The organism is Flexivirga meconopsidis, from assembly GCF_026162425.1.
GTDB classification, from domain to species: Bacteria; Actinomycetota; Actinomycetes; order Actinomycetales; family Dermatophilaceae; genus Flexivirga; species Flexivirga meconopsidis.
In genome coordinates this window covers 567786-586021 of record NZ_JAOBQJ010000004.1, presented here as the reverse complement: position 1 = coordinate 586021, position 18236 = coordinate 567786, and the positions used below count along the sequence as shown (strand labels likewise).

17 protein-coding genes are annotated in these 18236 nt (G+C 67.6%); all 17 read left to right on the top strand.

The window, feature by feature from the left end; all coding sequences use genetic code 11:
* Positions 1-72 precede the first annotated feature (72 nt).
* The 17 genes from N2M23_RS16305 (at position 73) to aroB (ending at position 18224) form a co-directional block, all read left to right on the top strand.
* On the top strand, positions 73-1827 hold the full coding sequence (locus tag N2M23_RS16305; RefSeq protein ID WP_265446913.1) for an ABC transporter substrate-binding protein: 1755 nt from the start codon (positions 73-75) through the stop codon (positions 1825-1827).
* A gap of 209 nt (positions 1828-2036) precedes the next feature.
* Positions 2037-3077 carry an ABC transporter permease gene (locus tag N2M23_RS16300; protein ID WP_265446911.1) on the top strand — a complete coding sequence of 347 codons (1041 nt, stop codon included), beginning with the start codon at positions 2037-2039 and terminating at the stop codon, positions 3075-3077.
* Positions 3078-3157: 80 nt separating this feature from the next.
* On the top strand, positions 3158-4939 hold the full coding sequence (locus N2M23_RS16295) for an ABC transporter substrate-binding protein (protein ID WP_265446910.1): 1782 nt from the start codon (positions 3158-3160) through the stop codon (positions 4937-4939).
* Positions 4940-5028: 89 nt separating this feature from the next.
* On the top strand, positions 5029-6027 hold the full coding sequence (locus tag N2M23_RS16290; RefSeq protein ID WP_265446908.1) for an ABC transporter permease: 999 nt from the start codon (positions 5029-5031) through the stop codon (positions 6025-6027).
* Entirely contained in the window at positions 6024-7121 is a 1098-nt protein-coding gene (locus N2M23_RS16285) for an ABC transporter ATP-binding protein (protein WP_265446907.1), read from the top strand. The genes N2M23_RS16290 and N2M23_RS16285 overlap by 4 nt, the downstream gene beginning before the upstream one ends.
* A 3-nt stretch (positions 7122-7124) precedes the next feature.
* Entirely contained in the window at positions 7125-8252 is a 1128-nt protein-coding gene (locus N2M23_RS16280) for an ABC transporter ATP-binding protein (RefSeq protein ID WP_265446906.1), read from the top strand.
* Between the two features lie 42 nt (positions 8253-8294).
* Positions 8295-8534 (top strand): type II toxin-antitoxin system VapB family antitoxin, encoded by a 240-nt coding sequence (vapB, locus tag N2M23_RS16275; protein ID WP_265446904.1) that lies wholly within the window; start codon positions 8295-8297, stop codon positions 8532-8534.
* Positions 8525-8950: a PIN domain nuclease gene (locus N2M23_RS16270; RefSeq protein WP_265446902.1), complete on the top strand. Its 426-nt coding sequence runs from the start codon at positions 8525-8527 to the stop codon at positions 8948-8950. Before vapB ends, N2M23_RS16270 begins: the two co-directional genes overlap by 10 nt.
* 24 nt (positions 8951-8974) lie before the next feature.
* Entirely contained in the window at positions 8975-9364 is a 390-nt protein-coding gene (locus N2M23_RS16265; RefSeq protein ID WP_265446900.1) for a DUF948 domain-containing protein, read from the top strand.
* Positions 9361-9585: a hypothetical protein gene (locus tag N2M23_RS16260; RefSeq protein ID WP_265446899.1), complete on the top strand. Its 225-nt coding sequence runs from the start codon at positions 9361-9363 to the stop codon at positions 9583-9585. Before N2M23_RS16265 ends, N2M23_RS16260 begins: the two co-directional genes overlap by 4 nt.
* Positions 9586-9671: 86 nt before the next feature.
* Positions 9672-12374 (top strand): alanine--tRNA ligase, encoded by a 2703-nt coding sequence (alaS, locus tag N2M23_RS16255; protein ID WP_265446898.1) that lies wholly within the window; start codon positions 9672-9674, stop codon positions 12372-12374.
* Positions 12375-12389: 15 nt separating this feature from the next.
* The gene (gene ruvX, locus N2M23_RS16250; protein WP_265446897.1) at positions 12390-12893 is read left to right on the top strand and encodes a Holliday junction resolvase RuvX; all 504 of its coding nucleotides are present in this window, start codon (positions 12390-12392) and stop codon (positions 12891-12893) included.
* A 70-nt stretch (positions 12894-12963) separates the two neighbouring features.
* The gene (gene mltG / locus N2M23_RS16245; RefSeq protein ID WP_265446896.1) at positions 12964-14463 is read left to right on the top strand and encodes an endolytic transglycosylase MltG; all 1500 of its coding nucleotides are present in this window, start codon (positions 12964-12966) and stop codon (positions 14461-14463) included.
* The gene (locus N2M23_RS16240) at positions 14457-15311 is read left to right on the top strand and encodes a shikimate dehydrogenase (RefSeq protein WP_341870609.1); all 855 of its coding nucleotides are present in this window, start codon (positions 14457-14459) and stop codon (positions 15309-15311) included. Before mltG ends, N2M23_RS16240 begins: the two co-directional genes overlap by 7 nt.
* Positions 15312-15332: 21 nt before the next feature.
* Positions 15333-16604 carry a chorismate synthase gene (gene aroC, locus N2M23_RS16235; RefSeq protein WP_265446894.1) on the top strand — a complete coding sequence of 424 codons (1272 nt, stop codon included), beginning with the start codon at positions 15333-15335 and terminating at the stop codon, positions 16602-16604.
* Positions 16601-17131, top strand: a complete 531-nt coding sequence (locus tag N2M23_RS16230; RefSeq protein ID WP_265446893.1) for a shikimate kinase — start codon at positions 16601-16603, stop codon at positions 17129-17131. The genes aroC and N2M23_RS16230 overlap by 4 nt, the downstream gene beginning before the upstream one ends.
* Positions 17124-18224: a 3-dehydroquinate synthase gene (gene aroB / locus N2M23_RS16225; RefSeq protein ID WP_265446891.1), complete on the top strand. Its 1101-nt coding sequence runs from the start codon at positions 17124-17126 to the stop codon at positions 18222-18224. The genes N2M23_RS16230 and aroB overlap by 8 nt, the downstream gene beginning before the upstream one ends.
* Positions 18225-18236: the final 12 nt, after the last annotated feature.

The following is an 18236-nucleotide window of genomic DNA, read 5'->3' as shown; positions in this document are numbered from 1 at the left end:
CCAGCCAAGTCACCCCGTTCGTGACACCGTGCCCACGGCGCACGGTGCGCGTTCGAACGGGAGGTCTTGAAGATGCGTTGGTCGAGCAAGCTCGCGGTGGCGGCAGTTGCAGTCGCGATGCCGTTGGCGGCATGCAGCAGCAACGGTCCGAGTGACAAGGGGTCCAGTTCGGGTGGGAGCGCCCCGCGCACGGCGGTGAAGAACTCGGCCATGGACGCGACGGTGAAGGGACCGGCTCCCGAGGTGAGCGGCGCAAAGAAGGGCGGCACGTTGACCATCACCGAGTCCGGCGTGCCACCGACTTTCGACCCGGCAGGCGCCTATTACGTCTTCTCGATGGCGGCGTTGTCCGGCCTGACTACCCGCAGCCTGACCGGCTACCAGGTCAGCAAGGACGGCTCGACCCTGGTGCCCGACCTGGCTACTGACCTGGGCAAGGAGTCGGCCGACGGAAAGACCTGGACCTTCAAGCTGAAGCCGGGCATGAAATACAGCGACGGTTCCGCGGTCAAGGCCGCCGACTTCGTCTACGGCATCGAGCGCGGCTTCGACGAGGATCTCGGCGGGAACGGGCCGGTGCCCTACCTGCAGGACTACCTGGTCGGCGGCAAGGACTACAAGGGTCCGATCAAGCAGCCCGACGCGAAGTTCCAGGGAGTCACCGCCCAGGGTGACGACACGATCGTGTTTCACCTGACCCGCAAGTGGCCGACCCTGCCCTACTTCATGGCGTTCCCGCTGGCATCCCCGGTGCCGCAGGCCAAGGACACCAAGGGCACCTACCAGAACAAGCCGCTCGCCACCGGCCCCTACATGGTCAAGTCGTTCACCAAGGGCCGCGGCTTCGAGTTGACCAAGAACACCAACTGGGACCCGAATTCCGACCCGATCCGGCACCAGTACCCCGATGCGGTCACCGTCAAGCTCGGCGTCACCGCGCTGACCACCCAGCAGCAGATCCTCGCCAACAGCGGCTCGGGCGCAACTACCCTCGACGTGTCACCGGACGGGGTCGACGCCTCGCTCATCGGTCAGGCGAAGAAAAAGACGGACCAGTATGGCGAGGGCGACTCCCCGTGCGAGTCGTACATCCCGCTGGATACCCAGCAGATCCCGCTCGAGGTGCGCAAGGCGATCGCGATCGCCTACCCGTACGACCAGATACGCAAGGCCAAGGGCGTGAGCCCGGAGTCGTACGACCCGGCGACGACCTACGCTCCGCCGCAGGTGCCGGGTATGAAGCAGTACCCGGCGGTCAACGGACTTGTCGGCAAGGGCACGGGCGATCCGGCCAAGGCAAAGTCGATGCTGAAGGCGGCGGGCAAGGAGAACTTCGAGCTCAGCTGGTACTTCATCAACGACGACCCGACCGAGGTGGCGGCGAACAACGCCGAGAAGAAGGCGTTCACCGACGCCGGCTTCAAGGTCAAGGACGTCGGCATCAGTAAGGAGCAGTACTCCGACAAGGCCAACGACCCGAGCGTGAAATTCAACGTCGGGCAGGGCATCAGCTCGTGGTGCTATGACTGGCCGGCCGGCGACTCGATCTATCCGCAGCTGTTCAGCAGTACGACGGCGAAGGACGCCCGCTCGGTGGGCAACCTGCGGGACACCGCCGTGGACAAGCAACTCGCCGACATCGGCGCGATGGAACCGGCGCAGGCGGCCCCGAAATGGCTGGAGTTCGACAAGCAGATGACCGCACAGGTGGTCGGCATACCGACGTCCTACGGCAAGTCGAACTTCGTCTTCGGCAAGCAAGTGCACAATGTGATCAACGATGGAAACCGAGGGCTGCCCGATTTCGCGCAGATCTGGGTCGGCTGACGGACTATCTGCGCAAGATGACCGGTGTCTAATGCACAAGGTAACGATTAGGTGACCTTAGGCCGGACACAGGTGGACGAGCGCCCCACATGTGGCAAGTTAGTCAGGTCACATCGGGCGGGGGCGCACAAGGGTGTGACCACCATTCGATATAGGTGTCCCGAATCCCGGATGCCTCCGTTCGCTACGTCGATTGACCTGGAGGATCGATGACCGCTGGACCCGGTGGCGTCAACGAGACGCTGCAGGAGGTGTCCGCCGTCGAGCAGTCGACCGGCAGCGCAGGGGCGCTCGGCGACCCGGATCAGGGCAAGTCCGGCAAGAGCCAGGAGGGTAGGTCGCCCTTCCAGATCGCGATGGCGCGGTTGCGGAAGGACCGCATCGCGATCATCTGTGCGGTAGTCGTCGGTGTCTTCATCCTGATGGGGATCCTGGCGCCCGTCCTGGCCAACCTCGAAGGCCAGTCGCCGACCGAAACGCACTACGACCTGGTCGGTAACGACACCCTGCCCACCTTCTACACCAACAGCCAGCACTGGCTGGGCGTCACGTCGAGCAACGGCTACGACGTCTTCGCTCGGTTCGTCTACGGCATTCGCCCGTCGTTCCTGATCGCCATCTCCGCGGCGGTGCTGTCCACTGTGATCGGTGTGATCATGGGCATGATCGCCGGCTTCTTCGGCGGCTGGGTCGACCAGGTGGTCGGTTGGCTGGTCGACTTCGTGCTGTCCCTGCCGGTGCTGCTGATGGCGATCGCGATGGTGCCGGTGCTCAGCCAGTTGCTGGTCGGAAATGCGCCGAGTCAGTCGCAGACCCAGATGATCCGCATCCTGGTGTTGATGATTGTGCTCGTCGGCTTCGGCTGGGCCGGTCCGTGTCGTCTGGTCCGCGGTGAGGTGTTGTCGATGCGGCAGCGGGAGTTCGTCCAGGCCGCCCGCTCCCTCGGTGCGCCCACCTCCCGGGTGCTGTTCAAGGAGATCCTGCCCAACCTGACCAGCATCATCCTGGTCTCGATCACCACGGCGCTGCCGGCCTACATCGGCATCGAAGCAGGTCTGTCCTACCTCGGCGTCGGCCTCACTCTGCCGACCGCCGACTGGGGCCTCGACATCTCACTGGCGCAGGTCCAGATGCAGAACTTCGCACTCCCGTTGCTGGTGCCGTTGATCGGACTGCTCGTCGTTGTGTTGTGCCTCAGCCTGCTCGGCGACGCCATCTCCGACGCCTTCAACCCGAACACCCGCCGCTAGGTCGCGAGGATCACTGGCATGAGCGGTAGCAACCCACAGACCCCGGCGATCGCCGGACGCAGAAAATAAGGAGAACAACCATGCGCAGGACCAAACTCGTCGCACTGTCGACGTCCGGTGTGTTGGCCCTCACACTTGCTGCGTGCAGCAGCGGGGGCCCCGGGGGTGGCAACAGCGGGGGTGCCGGTGCCAGCAATGGCGCGGGTGCCGACAACACCAAGGCAGCTGAGCAGGGCCAGGATGCCAAGGCGACTGGTCCGGCAGCGCCGGTCTCAGGTGCGAAGACCGGTGGCACGCTCTACCTCACGGAGTCGAGCGCGCCGCCCACGATGGACCCCTCGGGCATCTACTACGTCGACTCCAACGGCATCGGCACCGGTCTGATGTACCGGACGCTGACCCAGTACAAGGTCGAGAACGGCAAGCCGGTCCTGGTGCCGGACCTGGCCACCGACCTCGGTCAGCAGTCGGCCGACGGCAAGACCTGGAAGTTCAAGATCAAGCCGGGCATCAAGTACGACGACGGGTCGCCGGTCAAGATTGAGGACTTCGTCTACGCGGTCAAGCGCTCGTTCGCGCGTGAGAGCGTGGCCGCCAACGGCACCACCTACCAGGACGAGTTCCTGGTCGGCGGCGACAAGTACAAGGGCCCGTTCAAGGACCCGAAGGGCGACTTCCCCGGCGTCACCACCGAGGGCAGCGACACCCTGGTGTTCCACCTGACCAAGAAGATGCCGTCGTTCAACTTCTTCACCACCTTCCCGGAGTTCAGCCCGATCCCGAAGAGCCGGGACACCAACCCGAACAACTACCAGCTGAAGCCTGCGACGACCGGCCCCTACAAGGTCGACTCCTACACCAAGGGCCAGAAGCTGGTGCTGTCCAAGAACACCAACTGGGATCCGAAGAGCGACCCGGCCCGGCACCAGTACCCGGACAAGATCCAGGTCGAGTTCAACAAGGACCCGCGCCAGCGGCAGACCCAGATCCTTGCCAACTCCGGCCAGGGCGCGAGCATGCTCGACTTCAGCCCGGGCATCGACTCATCCCTCGTGGGGCAGGTCACCGGCGCCAAGAAGAGCCAGTTCATCCAGGGTGCGTCGCCGTGCACCTACTTCATTCAGATGGACAGCCGCAAGATCCCGATGAACATCCGCAAGATCATCGGTATGGCATGGCCGTACGACCAGATGCGCAAGGCTGCCGGTGTGGCTTCGATCAACATCCAGCCGGCGACCACCTACGGCGCACCGAGCCTGCAGGGCTTCAAGAAGTACCCGCCGGTCAACGGTGCGACCGGTCAGGGCAAGGGCGACCCGGCCAAGGCCAAGGCGGAGTTGCAGAAGGCCGGCAAGCTCGGCTTCGAACTCAGCTGGTACTACCGCAACGACACTCCGCAGCGCGTTGCCTCGAACAACGCCGAGGTGCAGGCGCTGACCGCGGCCGGCTTCAAGGTGAAGCCGATCGGCGTCAGCGGTGAGGAGTACACCACCAAGAAGGCCGACCCGAACGCCCCGGTCAACATGAACCAGGGCCCGGCCGGATGGTGCTACGACTGGCCGACCGGTGACTCGGTCTACCCGCCGTTGTTCAACGGACTGGGCATCCCGCAGGGCACCACCGTCGGACAGTTCAAGGACCCGGCGATCACCAAGGAAATGAACCAGATCCAGCAGATGGATCCGAAGGCGGCCGGACCCAAGTGGGCTGAGCTGGACAAGAAGTTGATGACCGATTACCTGCCGTCGCTGCCGGACTACTACCCGCTGCAGCAGGCGACCTTCGGTACCAAGGTCAAGAACGTGGTGCTGAACCCGGCGATGAACATGCCGGTGCTCTCGGGCATCTACGTCACGTCCTGACCCAATGATCACCGGCGGGTACGGCGCACCGCGCCGTGCCCGCCGGTGACACGCCCTCGATGCATTCTTCGGAAAGGCGTTTCAGCTAGATGATCGTCTATATCGCCCGGCGACTGCTGCTCGCGATTTCGGTGCTCTTCGCGACCATCGTGCTTACCTTCGGGCTGTTCTTCACCGGCCCGGCAAAGGACGCGGTCGCCTACCAACTCTGTGGTACCAAGTGCACCAACCAGATCGTCGAACAGACCAACCACCGGCTCGGTCTGGACCGGCCGGTGATCAGCCAGTTCGGTGACTACATCAAGGGTGTCGTAGCGGGCCGGGACATCAAGAGCGACGGAGTTGTCACCGGCCACTGTGACGCACCGTGTCTCGGCTGGTCCTACGTCCAGAGCCAGTCGGTGACGACCATGGTGAAGCAGGCCCTGCCGGTGAACCTGGCCATCGTCTTCGGCGCTGCCTTCCTCTACATCCCGCTTGGCCTGCTGCTCGGCGTGATGTCCGGGCGTACCCGCGGTTCCCCGCTCGACCGGACTCTGGTCGGTGTCTCCCAGGTGGTCGGCAACATGCCTTACTACGCGGTGGCCCTGATCCTCAACCTGTACTTGATCTTCCAGTGGCATCTGCTCCCGGGCACTCAGTACATTCCGCTGACCCAGGATCCGGGCGGTTGGTTCAAGGGCTTCCTTGGCATCTGGCTGATCTTCGGTCTGTTCAACGCCATGCTGTATGTGCGGTATGTCCGCACCTTCATGATCAACACCCTGTCCACCGACTTCGTGCGGACCGCGCGCTCCAAGGGCATCTCCGAGCGGAAGGTGGTCTGGAACCACGCGTTACGTGCGACGCTCGCGCCATACCTGACCCTGATCGGTTTGGATATCGGACTCAGCCTGGCCGGGTCGATCTTTACCGAGCAGATCTTCAATGTGTCCGGACTCGGTCAGTTGGCGATCTTGTCGCTGCGACAGAGCGATCTGCCGGTGATCGCCGGCACGGTCCTTGTCGGTGCGGTGTTCATTATCCTGGCCAACTTGATCGTTGACCTGCTCTACGTCGTCGTCGACCCCACGGTGAAACTCACATGACAGACACTCTGGCCGGTGCTCCGGCGCCGTTGCCCGGCTCCACCCGGCGGCCCCCGCTGGATCCGAACGCAGAATTGCTGCTGGAGGTGAAGGACCTTCAGGTGCAGTTCCCGACCGAGGACGGCATGGTCAACGCCGTCAACGGCGTCTCCTACGAGGTGCGCGCCGGGCAGACCCTGGCGATCGTCGGCGAGTCAGGGTCGGGTAAGAGCGTGTCGTCGATGGCGATCATGGGGCTGCATGACCCGAAGCGGACCCGGATCAGCGGCTCGATCCTGCTCGACGGGCAGGAGCTCGTCGGTGCCTCGCAGGAGAAGTTCCGGTCGATCCGCAGCGCCACCGCGGCGATGATCTTCCAGGACCCGCAGTCTTCCCTGCACCCGTTGAAGAAGGTCGGCGCGCAGATCGCGGAGGCCTACCAGGCGCACCACAAGGTGTCGAAGGCCGTCGCCGCCAAGCGCGCGGTCGAGATGCTGGACCGCGTCGGCGTGCCCAACCCGGACAAGCGGGCCAAGCAGCTGCCGGGCGAGTTCTCCGGTGGAATGCGGCAGCGCGCAATGATTGCGCTTGGCCTGGTCAACGACCCCAAGTTGCTGATCGCCGACGAGCCGACCACCGCGCTGGACGTGACGGTGCAGGCGCAGATCCTTGACCTGATGAACGACCTGCAGGCGGAGTTCGGTTCGGCGATCATCATGATCACTCACGACCTCGCGGTCGTGGCCGAGGTCGCCGACCACGTGCTGGTGATGTATGCCGGGCGCAGCGTCGAGTTCGGCACCGCGCCCCAGGTCTTGGCGCAACCTCGCCACCCCTACACGTGGGGTCTGCTGAGCTCGGTCCCGTCGTTGACAGCCGACGTCGGCAGCGAGTTGAAGCCGATCGCGGGAAACCCGCCGAGCCTGCTCAACCTGCCCAGCGGTTGCTCGTTCCGGCCGCGGTGCAAGTATTCGGACCGGGTGGCCGGAGACCGGTGTGCCGCCGAGTTGCCGGAGTTCCGCGAGGTGCCCGGTGAGCCGGGCCGGCTGTTCCGTTGCCATCTGGAAGACCCCGCCACGATCTTCGCCGACGAAGTCGCGCCGACGCTGGAGTGATCGATGACTGACAACACCACTGACGCGGCGACCCCAGCCGACGAAGTCAACCTCGGCAAGCATCGCGCGGCCGAGGAAGCCGAGACGATCGTGCACGAAACGTCGCGGGAGCGGGAGACGCTGCTCAAGGTCACCGACCTGGTCAAGCACTTCCCGGTCAAGGAATACAGCGGACTCTTCCCGAAGACCCTGCAGACGCACGCGGTCGACGGCGTCAGCTTCGACCTGGCCAAGGGCGAGACGCTCGGTCTGGTTGGGGAGTCCGGTTGCGGCAAGACCACCACCGGTCGACTGGTCACTCGGCTGCTCGACCCGACCTCGGGCTCCATCGAATTCGAAGGGCGCGACATCGCCCAGCTGAAGGAGAAGGAGCTGCGGCCGATGCGCCGCGACATGCAGCTGATTTTCCAGGACCCGTACGGCTCGCTGAACCCGCGGTTCACCGTCCTGAAGATCATCGGTGCGCCACTGGAGATCCACGGCCTGGTGCCGAAGAACAAGATCAAGGCCCGCGTGCAGGAGCTGCTCGAGCTGGTCGGTCTGAACCCCGAGCACGTCAACCGCTATCCGAACGAGTTCTCCGGCGGCCAGCGGCAGCGCATCGGCATCGCCCGCGCACTCGCGGTCGAGCCGAAGCTGATCGTGGCCGACGAGCCGGTCTCGGCGCTGGACGTGTCGATCCAGGCGCAGGTGATGAACCTGATGGGCAAGCTGCGCAAGGAACTCGGCATCTCGTTCGTCTTCATCGCCCACGACCTGGGCATCGTCCGGCACTTCTGCGACCGCATCGCGGTGATGTACCTCGGCAAGATCGTGGAGATGGGCGACCGCGAGGACATTTACGAGAAGCCGCAGCATCCCTACACCCAGGCGCTGCTGTCGGCCGCTCCCGACCTCAATGTGGTGCGCGGCGCCGAGCCGGGCGAGCGGATCCGGCTGGTCGGTGACCTGCCCAGCCCGATCAACCCGCCGAGCGGCTGCCGCTTCCGGACCCGCTGCTGGAAGGCGCAGGAGATCTGCGCCGCCGAGGAGCCGCTGTTGACCCCCGCGGAAGGCAAGCCCGAGCACACCATCGCCTGTCACTTCCCCGAGGTGAAGAGCGACCTGGTGGTGGAGGTCGACGCGTCCTGAGCTTCGTCGACGAACTCCAGTCTTTGATATCGTGATATCAGGATGGAGGTCGTCGACATGGCAGATGTGCTGATCCGCGGTCTTGCCGCGGAGTCCGTTGCACGGATCGATGCGGCGGCCGCCGCTCTCGGGATTTCGCGGAACGAGTATCTGCGACGCAAGCTTGAGGGCGACAGAGCGTCGGACCAGACCGCAAACGTGACGATGGACGACTTGCGGCGCGCATCCGAATCGGCCGCAGACTTGATGGATCCGGACGTGATGGAAAACGCGTGGCGCTGACCGGATGGCTCATCGACAAGTCCGCCTACGTGCGACTTGCCTCATCCCCGGATGCAGAGTTGTGGCTTGGCCGGATCGCACGAGGCCTCGTCCGAACCAGCACGATCACTCGTCTTGAGATCGGCTACTCGTTTCGAACCGCGGCACAAGCTCAGCGCGAAGTGGTGTCACCCCCGCTGTCCTTGATGCCGGTCGAATACCTGACGCCCGCGATGGAGGACCGGGCGCTCCAGGTGCAGTTGCTCTTGACCGAACGCGGTCAACATCGAGCACCTTCGATCCCGGACCTGCTGGTCGCGGCCACAGCGGAGAAGGCAGGTCTGACCGTCTTGGCGGTGGACAAGGACTTCGAGATCGTCGCGGCTGTCACCGGTCAGCCGGTCGAATCGCTGACGGTACCCTTGAGCGAGCGTTGACCGAGCCATGAAACGAGTGCTGCCATGAGCGTCTCCCTGGGAGACATCGCCGGGATGATCGCCGCGTTGGCGTTCGTCCTGCTGGTGCTGCGCACCGGCGCGGTCATCGGCAAGGCAGGCAAGGTGCTCGACGAGACCCGTGCGGGGGTTCGCGAGATCACCGACGAGACCGTGCCGTTGCTGCGCGAGGTGACCGACACCGTTGCCGCGACCAACGCGCAGATCGGCCGGCTCGACACCATCTCCTCCAACGTGGCGACCATGTCGACCAACGTCAGCGCGCTCACCTCGGTGGCGACTGCCACCGTGGGCCGGCCGCTGATCAAGGTCGCCGCCTTCTCGTATGGCGTGCGTTCCGCGCTTGACCTGCGACGCGGCAAGACGCCACTGAACAAGCTCGGTGGTGGCTCGTGAAGTGGCTGACCGCTGTCGGAGCCGGTGCGGTCGGCGCGCTGCTGGCGAGCAAACCTGCGCGGCGCGAGGCGAGCCGGTTCGCCCGCGACATACGGCTGGGAATGGACCAGCGGGAGGCGCAACTGCGCGAGACGCTCGCAGTCGACACCGGGCTGACGCTGCGCGGCGAGCGAGCCGACGGCGACGCCCAGGCGCAGGTACGAGCTATCGAGGGCCGCTGAGCCCGACCGGTTCGGCGTTGCCCCACCTTCGCCCCGCCATGCCCTACCGGGCACCGAAAACGTTTGAGATGTAAAGGAACCCGATCATGGAAACCGCCGAGATCCGGCGCCGTTGGCTCGACTATTTCGAGAAGAACGGGCACGTCGTCGTGCCGTCCGCGCCACTCATCTACGACGACCCCAACCTGCTGTTTGTCAACGCCGGCATGGTGCCGATGAAGCCCTACATGCTGGGCCAGCAGACCCCGCCGTGGCAGCGCGCCACCAGTGTGCAGAAGTGCGTGCGCACCGGTGACATCGAGGAGGTCGGCAAGACTTCCCGGCACGGCACGTTCTTCCAGATGAACGGCAACTTCAGCTTCGGCGACTACTTCAAGAAGGGCGCCATCGACCTGGCCTGGGGCCTGCTCACCACCCCGCAGTCCGAGGGTGGCTACGGCATCGACGGCGACATCCTCTGGCCGACGGTCTTCAAGGATGACGACGAGGCGTTTGCGCTGTGGCGCGACCACATCGGCATCCCCGAGTCGCGGATCACCCGCCGCGACGAGAACGACAACTACTGGTCGATGGGCGTGCCCGGACCGGGCGGCCCGAGCTCGGAGATCTTCATCGACCGCGGCCCCGACTACGGCGCCGAGGGCGGCCCGAGCGTCGACGAGGACCGCTACATGGAGATCTGGAACCTGGTCTTCATGCAGGACGAGCTGTCGGCGTTCCGCAGCAAGGCCGACTTCGACATCGCCGGCCCGCTGCCGACCCGCAACATCGACACCGGCATGGGCCTGGAGCGCATCGCCAGCGTGCTGCAGGGCGTCGACAACCTCTACGAGATCGACGAGGTCTACCCGGTGCTGGCCAAGGCCGCGGAGATGACCGGCAAGAAGTATGGCGAGCACTCCGGCCACGCCGCGACCGCCAGCCACCCCAACGACGTGCACCTGCGCGTGGTCGCCGACCACGTGCGCTCCTCGCTGATGCTGATCGGTGATGGCGTCACCCCTGGCAACGAGGGCCGCGGCTACGTGCTGCGCCGCATGCTGCGCCGCGCGGTTCGCGCGATGCGGTTGCTCGGCTACGGCGACAAGGCGCTGCCCGAGCTGCTGCCGGTCAGTCTGGAGCGGATGCAGGCGTCATACCCCGAACTCGCCGCGGACTTCCCGCGCATCAGCCAGATCGCGTACGCCGAGGAGGACGCCTTCCGGCGCACCCTCGACCAGGGCACCACGATCCTGGACACCGCGGTCACCAAGGCCAAGCAGTCGGCGGCGTCGCTCGGCGGCACGAGCGCGCCGACGCTGCCCGGGTCGCAGGCGTTTGCGTTGCACGACACCTACGGCTTCCCGATCGACCTGACCCTGGAGATGGCCGCTGAGCAGGGCGTCGAGGTCGACCAGGACGGTTTCCGCCGGCTGATGACCGAGCAGCGGCAGCGGGCCAAGGCCGACGCGAAGGCGAAGAAGACCGGCCACGCCGACACCGAGGTGTGGAAGGAGCTGCGCGCGCTCGGAGCCACGGATTGGCAGGCGTACCAGGCGCTTTCGACCGAGGCGAAGGTCACCGGCCTGGTCTCCGACGGCGCTCGGGTCGAGGGCCTGGGGGAGGGCAGCACCGGTCAGGTGGTGCTCGACCGCACCACGTTCTATGCCGAGTCCGGTGGTCAGATCGCCGACGAGGGCATCATCACCACGCCCACTGGGCAGCTGCGGGTGCGCGACGTGCAGCGGCCGGTCAAGGGCCTGGTCGTGCACACCGTCGATGTGCTGTCTGGTGAGATCAAGGTCGGTGACGGCGTGCAGGCGCAGGTCGACCCCGACTGGCGAGTGTCCGCGTGTCAGGCGCACTCCGGCACGCACGTGGTGCACGCCGCGCTGCGACAGGTGCTCGGGCCGTCGGCGCTGCAGAGCGGTTCCTACAACAAACCGGGTTACCTGCGGCTGGACTTCGCCTGGAACTCCGCGCTGAGCAAGGAGACCCGCTCGGAAATCGAGGAGGTCGCCAACCTCGCCGTACGGCAGGATCTGGCGGTGTCGTCGCAGTTCATGACGCTGCCCGAGGCGCGCGAGTGGGGCGCGCTCGCACTCTTCGGCGAGACGTATGACGAGCAGGTCCGCGTCATCGAGATCGGCGGCCCCTGGTCGCGCGAGCTGTGCGGTGGCACCCACGTCGCGCACTCCTCGCAGATCGGCGCGCTGACCCTCACCGGCGAGTCGTCGGTCGGCTCCGGCGTGCGCCGGATCGAGGCGTTCGTCGGGATGGACGCGCTGCGCTACCTGGCCAAGGAGCGCGCGCTGGTCGCCGAACTGTCCGGGCTGGTCAAGGTGCAGCCGGACGAGCTGCCCGACCGGATCAACGAACTGCTCGCCCGGGTCAAGGACGCCGAGCGGGAGATCGGCCGGCTCAAGCAGCAGCAGCTGACCGCGCAGGCCGGCGAACTGCTGAGCACGGCGACCGACGTGGCCGGGGTGCGGTTGCTCGCGCACGACGCCGGCGAGCTCGGCGCCGACGAGGTGCGGTCCCTGGTCACCGACCTGCGGGCCCGTCTCGGTGACGGCGCACCCAGCGTGGTCGCGGTGACCGGCGCGGCCAAGGGCCGTCCGGTGATCGTGATCGCGACCAACGGTCCCGCCCGGGACCGCGGCGTGCGCGCCGGCGATCTGGTCAAGGTCGCGGCCGGCGTGCTCGGCGGCGGGGGCGGCGGCAAGCCCGACCTCGCCCAGGGTGGCGGCACCGACCCGTCGGCGGTCGGGGCCGCACTCGACGCCGTCGAGCGCACGCTCGCAGGCTGAGCGGGCGAAGAGCGAATGCGACGGGGCGTGCGGCTCGGCGTCGACGTGGGCAGTGTCCGCGTCGGCGTCGCGTCGTGCGACCCCGACGGGCTGATCGCGACCCCGCTGCAGACCGTGCAGCGGGCCAAGGACGGATCCGACGTGGCGGTGGTCGCCGCACTTGCCGCGGAGCACTCGGCCATCGAGGTGATCGTGGGACTACCGCGATCACTCGACGGCGCCGAACGTGCCGCCGCCGAAGGAGCCCGGTCGTGGGCGAAGGCATTGCGGCGTCATACCCCTCAGCTGTCGGTGCGGTTGGTCGACGAACGGATGACCACCGTGGACGCGCATCGCGCACTCGACGCCACCGGGGTATCCCACCGGAACCGCCGGTCCATCATCGATCAGCAAGCAGCTGTGCTGATCCTGCAAGTCGCGCTTGACTCGGAGCGCGTTTCCGGCGAGCCTGCCGGGGAAGCTGTGGGGGGTCGCAAACCGAGACGCAAGTCCGGGCCCAACATGGAAGGTCGACAGTGAGAGCCGAACCGGTGGCAAGAGCCGGCACCCGCCGACTTTTGGCGACCCCGCACACCGGGGGAGCGCGCCGATGAGCGACCGCCGCTCGGAGCGCCGAGCCTCCCGTCGCATGCCGGCCGAGCCGCCGCGCAGCCGCCGTGAGGCGCGCGAACGTGCCGCCACCGACTCCAGCGCCCGTTCCGCCCCGGCCCGTCCTCCGCGGCTGCCCTCCAACGCCGGGTCGCAGCGGACTGCGCGCACCGGTCCGGCGGGCCCCGCGGGCCGGTCGGAGCAGGCAGCACGGCCCAGCGCCGAGCCCAGCCAGACACCGGTGCCCGCCCCCGATATCGGCGACGACCCGACGACCGCGCTGCCGAGCCGGGAGGCGCTGCGCGCGCACGCCGAGAACAGCCGGCGGCCCGACTATGAGTTTGCGACCGGACGCCGCGACACCGACGGAGACGGTTACATCGGCGGCGTCGCCGACCTGGTGGGCGGTGGCCGCCATGACGATGACCACGGTGACGACCACAAATCACGGCGTCCGGCAGTGCGCTCCTGCCTGGTCATGATGGTCGCGCTGGTGCTGTTCATCGGTGCGCTGGGTTTCGCCGCGACCAAGATCCCGCTGCCGGACTTCGGCGGTGGTAGCAGCAGCGCCGGGGGCGACTACTCCGGCAGTGGCACCGGCACGGTGGACATCACGGTCAAGCAGGGTGACAGCGGAGGTGCCATCGCGCGCACCCTGGTCGATGCCGGCGTGGTGAAGTCGACGTCGGCGTTCATCTCGGTTGCGAACGGCGCGCAGCAGTTCAACCAGATCCAGCCGGGCACCTACCGGTTGCGCAAGCAGATGAGCGCGTCCTCCGCCATCCGGCTGATGCTCGACCCGAAGGCGTTCATCAGCACCGGCACCACGATCCGCGAGGGGCTGTGGGTCGACGAGGTCTTCTCCCGCCTGTCGAAGGCGACCGGTGTGCCGCTCGCCGACTACAAGAAGGTCGACCCCGGCAGCCTCGGACTGCCGGCGGCTGCGAAGGGAAACCTGGAGGGCTACCTGTTCCCCTCGACCTACAACTTCCCCAAGGACGCGACCGCGCAGCAACAGCTGAAGATGATGGTCGATCAGGGCAAGCGGCAGATTGCCTCGCTCGGGGTGCCGGCCGATCAGCTGGCGCGGGTGATGACCGTCGCGTCGCTGGTGCAGGCCGAGTCCAAGCTGGGCAAGGACGGTCCGAAGGTGGCGCGCGTCATCGAGAACCGGCTGAAGGAAGGTATGCCGCTGCAGTTCGACTCGACGGTGCACTTCGTGGAGCAGAAGCGCGGCACGGTCACCACCACCGACGAGGAGCGGCAGAGCGACAGCCCGTACAACACCTACAAGGTCAAGGGGCTGCCCCCGGGACCGGTCGACAGCCCGGGCGCGGACGCCATCAAGGCGGCCCTGCACCCGGCGACCGGCAACTGGCTCTATTTCGTCACGATCAACCAGGAGACCGGCGAGACGCTCTTTGCCGACACCTACGCACAGCAGCAGGCCAACGAGACCAAGTTCCGCCAGTGGTGCCAGCAGAACCCGGGCAAGTGTTGATCGCTCCTCGTGCCGGCGTGCTCGGCAAACCGATCGCTCACTCGCTGTCTCCTCTCCTGCACCGTGCCGCGTATGACGCTGCCGGACTGACCGACTGGTCGTACGACGCGCGCGAGTGCGACGTGTCCGAGCTGCCCGACCTGGTCGCGGGGCTCGGTCCCACCTGGCGTGGTCTGTCCTTGACGATGCCGCTGAAGGAGGAGGCGCTGCTGCTGGCCTCGTCCTCGAGTGCCGTCGCCCGCCAGACCGGCGCGGTGAACACCCTGGTGCGCGACGGCGCCGACTGGCTCGGCGACAACACGGACGTGGTCGGCATCCGGGACGCGCTCTGCGAGGGCGGCGTCGCCGATCACGGGCCGGTCGATGCGGTGCTGATGATCGGCTCCGGAGCGACCGCCCGCTCGGCGCTCGCTGCCGTTGCCGAGTTGGGCGTCACCCACGTGACGTTCGCGGTCCGCGGAAACGCCCGGGAATCCACACTTGCGCAGGCGCGCGACCACGGACTGCAGGTCGAGGTGGTCGACCTGACTGAAGGTGCGACCTTGGCGCTGCACACGCCCCTGGTCATCAACACGACGCCGGCCGGCGCGACGGACGCGGTGGCCGAGACGATGGCCTCGGCAGCCGGGTCGGCCGGCGCGTTGCCGGAGCGTCGGGTGTTGCTCGACGTGGTGTACGCCGGATGGCCCACCCCACTCGCGGTGGTCGCAGCGACCTACGGAGCCCACGTCATACCCGGCGTGGAGATGCTGATCCACCAGGCGGCCGCGCAGTTCACCCTGATGACCGGGAAACCGGCTCCGCTGCAGGCGATGCAGGACGCTGGACGGGCTGCGGCGCAGGTTTAGCGGCATGGGAAGATCGGCCCCATGCTTCGCTGGCTGACCGCAGGTGAATCCCACGGGCCCGAACTCACCGCGGTGATCGACGGGCTACCGGCAGGGGTCGCCATCACTGCACCCGAACTCGCCGACGCGCTCGCCCGCCGTCGCCTCGGTTACGGGCGCGGGGCGCGGATGAAGTTCGAGCAGGACAAGGTGTCCTTCGTCGGCGGGGTGCGGCACGGCCGCAGCCTCGGCTCGCCGATCGCGATCACCATCGAGAACACCGAATGGCCCAAGTGGCAGGCGGTGATGAGTCCCGAGCCGGTCGACGAGTCGCAGCTGCGCGCCGCGAACGACGTCGGCGCCCAGGGCGAGGTCGCGCGCAACCGGCCGCTGACCCGTCCGCGGCCCGGTCACGCCGACCTGGTCGGGATGCAGAAGTACGGCTTCGAGGAGGCACGGCCGATCCTGGAACGCGCCTCGGCCCGCGAGACCGCCGCGCGCGTGGCGCTCGGTGCGGTCGCCGCCGCCTTCCTGGAGCAGGCGTTCGGCGTGCGGCTGGTGTCGCACACGGTCTCGATCGGCACGGTCGACGTGCCCGACGACGCGCCGCTGCCCGGGCCGGACGACGTTGCCGCGCTCGATGCCGACCCGGTGCGCACCTTCGACGCGGCCTCCTCGGCGGCGATGGTCGCCGAGATCGATGCCGCCAAGAAGGACGGCGACACCCTCGGCGGCGTCGTCGAGGTGCTGGCGTATGACGTGCCGCCCGGCCTGGGATCGCACGTGCAGGGCGACCGGCGCCTCGACGGCCGGCTCGCCGGCGCGCTGATGGGCATCCAGGCGATCAAGGGTGTCGAGGTCGGCGACGGCTTCCGCACCGCGGCCCGCCGCGGCTCGGCCGCGCACGACGAGATCGTCCGTGAGGACGGCAAGCTGCGCCGCGAGACCAACCGGGCCGGCGGCACCGAGGGCGGGATGTCCACCGGTGAGGTGCTGCGGGTGCGGGCGGCGATGAAGCCGATCTCGACCGTGCCGCGGGCGCTGCGCACGGTCGACGTGGCCACCGGGGACGAGGCCACCGCCATACATCAACGATCGGATGTGTGTGCCGTGCCGGCGGCCGGGGTGGTCGCCGAGGCGATGGTCGCGCTGGTGCTCGCGGAGGAGGCGCTGGAGAAGTTTGGCGGGGACAGCGTGCCGGAAAGTGCGCGCAACCTGCAGGCCTACCTGGCCGCTATCCCGGAGCTGATGCGATCCACCCCACGAAGTTCTCCGCTCGTGCCTCGCTCCGATACTTCGCGGGGGCCCCGGTGAGCGCCGGTGTCCCCGGGTCGAGTGCCGGCCCCACGGTCGTGCTAATCGGTCCGCCGGGTGCGGGCAAGACCACGGTCGGGGAGCTGGTGGCGACGGCGCTCGGCGTGCCGTTCACCGACACCGACCGGATGGTCGAGGACGAGCAGCAGACCACGATCTCGGACCTGTTCGTCGAGCGGGGCGAGGCGGAGTTCCGCCGGCTGGAAGCCGACGCGGTCGCGCGGGCGCTCGCCGCCCCAGGCGTGGTCGCGGTCGGCGGGGGAGCGCCGATGACCGACTCGACCGCGCAGCTGCTGGCAGCTGCGCCCGTGGCCTTCCTCGCAGTCGCGATCGCCGACGCCGCCGGACGGATCGGTTTTACCGGTGCTCGACCGCTGCTCGCGGTCAACCCGCGCGCGACATGGACCAAGCTGATGGACCAGCGGCGGCCGACCTATGAGCGGCTCGCGACCTGGGTCGTCGACACGGCAGGACGCACGCCTGAGGACATCTCCGCCGAGGTCGTCGGGTTGGTCAATCATGGCTGATGCCAAGGTGATTCGGGTTGGCGATGACTATGACGTGGTGATCGGGCACGGCGTGCTCGAGCAGGTGCCCTCGCTGGTGCCCGACGGGACGTTGCGGGTGCTGATCGCGCACGCGCCGGTGATGACCGCGGTCGCCGAGTCACTTGCCGAGCAGCTCACCGCGGGCGGGTTGCGGCCGACGCTTGCCGCGCTGCCGGACGCCGAGGCCGCGAAGACCTCCGCGGTCGCCGCTGAGCTCTGGTCGCTGTTGGGAGAGCAGGGCTTCACCCGCAGCGACGCGGTGATCGCGCTCGGCGGCGGGGCCACCACCGACCTCGGTGGCTTCGTCGCGGCGTCCTGGCTGCGTGGCGTTCCGGTCGTGCAGGTGCCCACCACGGTGCTCGGGATGGTCGACGCCGCTGTCGGTGGCAAGACCGGCATCAACATCCCCGAGGGCAAGAACCTGGTCGGCGCGTTCCACCCGCCGGCTGCCGTCGTCTGCGATCTCGATCTGCTGCGCACCCTGCCGCGGGAGGACCTGATCGCCGGGCTGGCCGAAGTGGTGAAGTGCGGCTTCATCGGCGACCCGGAGATCCTGCGCCTCGCCGCCGACCCGGACGCCGCGACCGACGTCGACGGCGACGTGCTGCCCGAACTGATCGCGCGCGCCGTGCAGGTGAAGGCCGACGTGGTCGCGGCCGACCTCAAGGAGTCGTCGCTGCGCGAGATCCTCAACTACGGGCACACCCTCGCGCACGCGATCGAGCAGGTCTCCGGCTTCGCCTGGCGGCACGGCGACGCGGTTGCGGTCGGCATGGTCTACGCGGCCGAGCTGGCGTCGCGCGCCGGCATGCTCGAGCCGTCGGTGGTCGACGAACACCGAAAAGCGTTGCAAACATTGGGTCTTCCGACTGCGTATGACGATGGCTCCGCCGGTGACGCTGCCGCGGCACAGGCGCGCTGGGAAGCGTTGCGCACGGCGATGGGGCGCGACAAGAAGACCCGCGGCGCCACGCTGCGCTTCGTCGTGCTGACCGAGGTGGGGGAGCCGACGCGTCTCGAGGGACCGTCCGAAGAGCTGCTGCGCGCGGCATACGACGCGGTCGTGGGGTAGGGCCCGTCGCGC

Coding starts and splice junctions, on each gene's coding strand:
- N2M23_RS16300 (WP_265446911.1), top strand. CDS start 2,037: ATGACCGCTGGACCCGGTGGCGTCAACGAGACGCTGCAGGAGGTGTCC.
- vapB (WP_265446904.1), top strand. CDS start 8,295: ATGGAGGTCGTCGACATGGCAGATGTGCTGATCCGCGGTCTTGCCGCG.
- N2M23_RS16285 (WP_265446907.1), top strand. CDS start 6,024: ATGACAGACACTCTGGCCGGTGCTCCGGCGCCGTTGCCCGGCTCCACC.
- aroC (WP_265446894.1), top strand. CDS start 15,333: ATGCTTCGCTGGCTGACCGCAGGTGAATCCCACGGGCCCGAACTCACC.
- ruvX (WP_265446897.1), top strand. CDS start 12,390: ATGCGACGGGGCGTGCGGCTCGGCGTCGACGTGGGCAGTGTCCGCGTC.
- mltG (WP_265446896.1), top strand. CDS start 12,964: ATGAGCGACCGCCGCTCGGAGCGCCGAGCCTCCCGTCGCATGCCGGCC.
- aroB (WP_265446891.1), top strand. CDS start 17,124: ATGGCTGATGCCAAGGTGATTCGGGTTGGCGATGACTATGACGTGGTG.
- N2M23_RS16295 (WP_265446910.1), top strand. CDS start 3,158: ATGCGCAGGACCAAACTCGTCGCACTGTCGACGTCCGGTGTGTTGGCC.
- alaS (WP_265446898.1), top strand. CDS start 9,672: ATGGAAACCGCCGAGATCCGGCGCCGTTGGCTCGACTATTTCGAGAAG.
- N2M23_RS16265 (WP_265446900.1), top strand. CDS start 8,975: ATGAGCGTCTCCCTGGGAGACATCGCCGGGATGATCGCCGCGTTGGCG.
- N2M23_RS16305 (WP_265446913.1), top strand. CDS start 73: ATGCGTTGGTCGAGCAAGCTCGCGGTGGCGGCAGTTGCAGTCGCGATG.
- N2M23_RS16290 (WP_265446908.1), top strand. CDS start 5,029: ATGATCGTCTATATCGCCCGGCGACTGCTGCTCGCGATTTCGGTGCTC.
- N2M23_RS16280 (WP_265446906.1), top strand. CDS start 7,125: ATGACTGACAACACCACTGACGCGGCGACCCCAGCCGACGAAGTCAAC.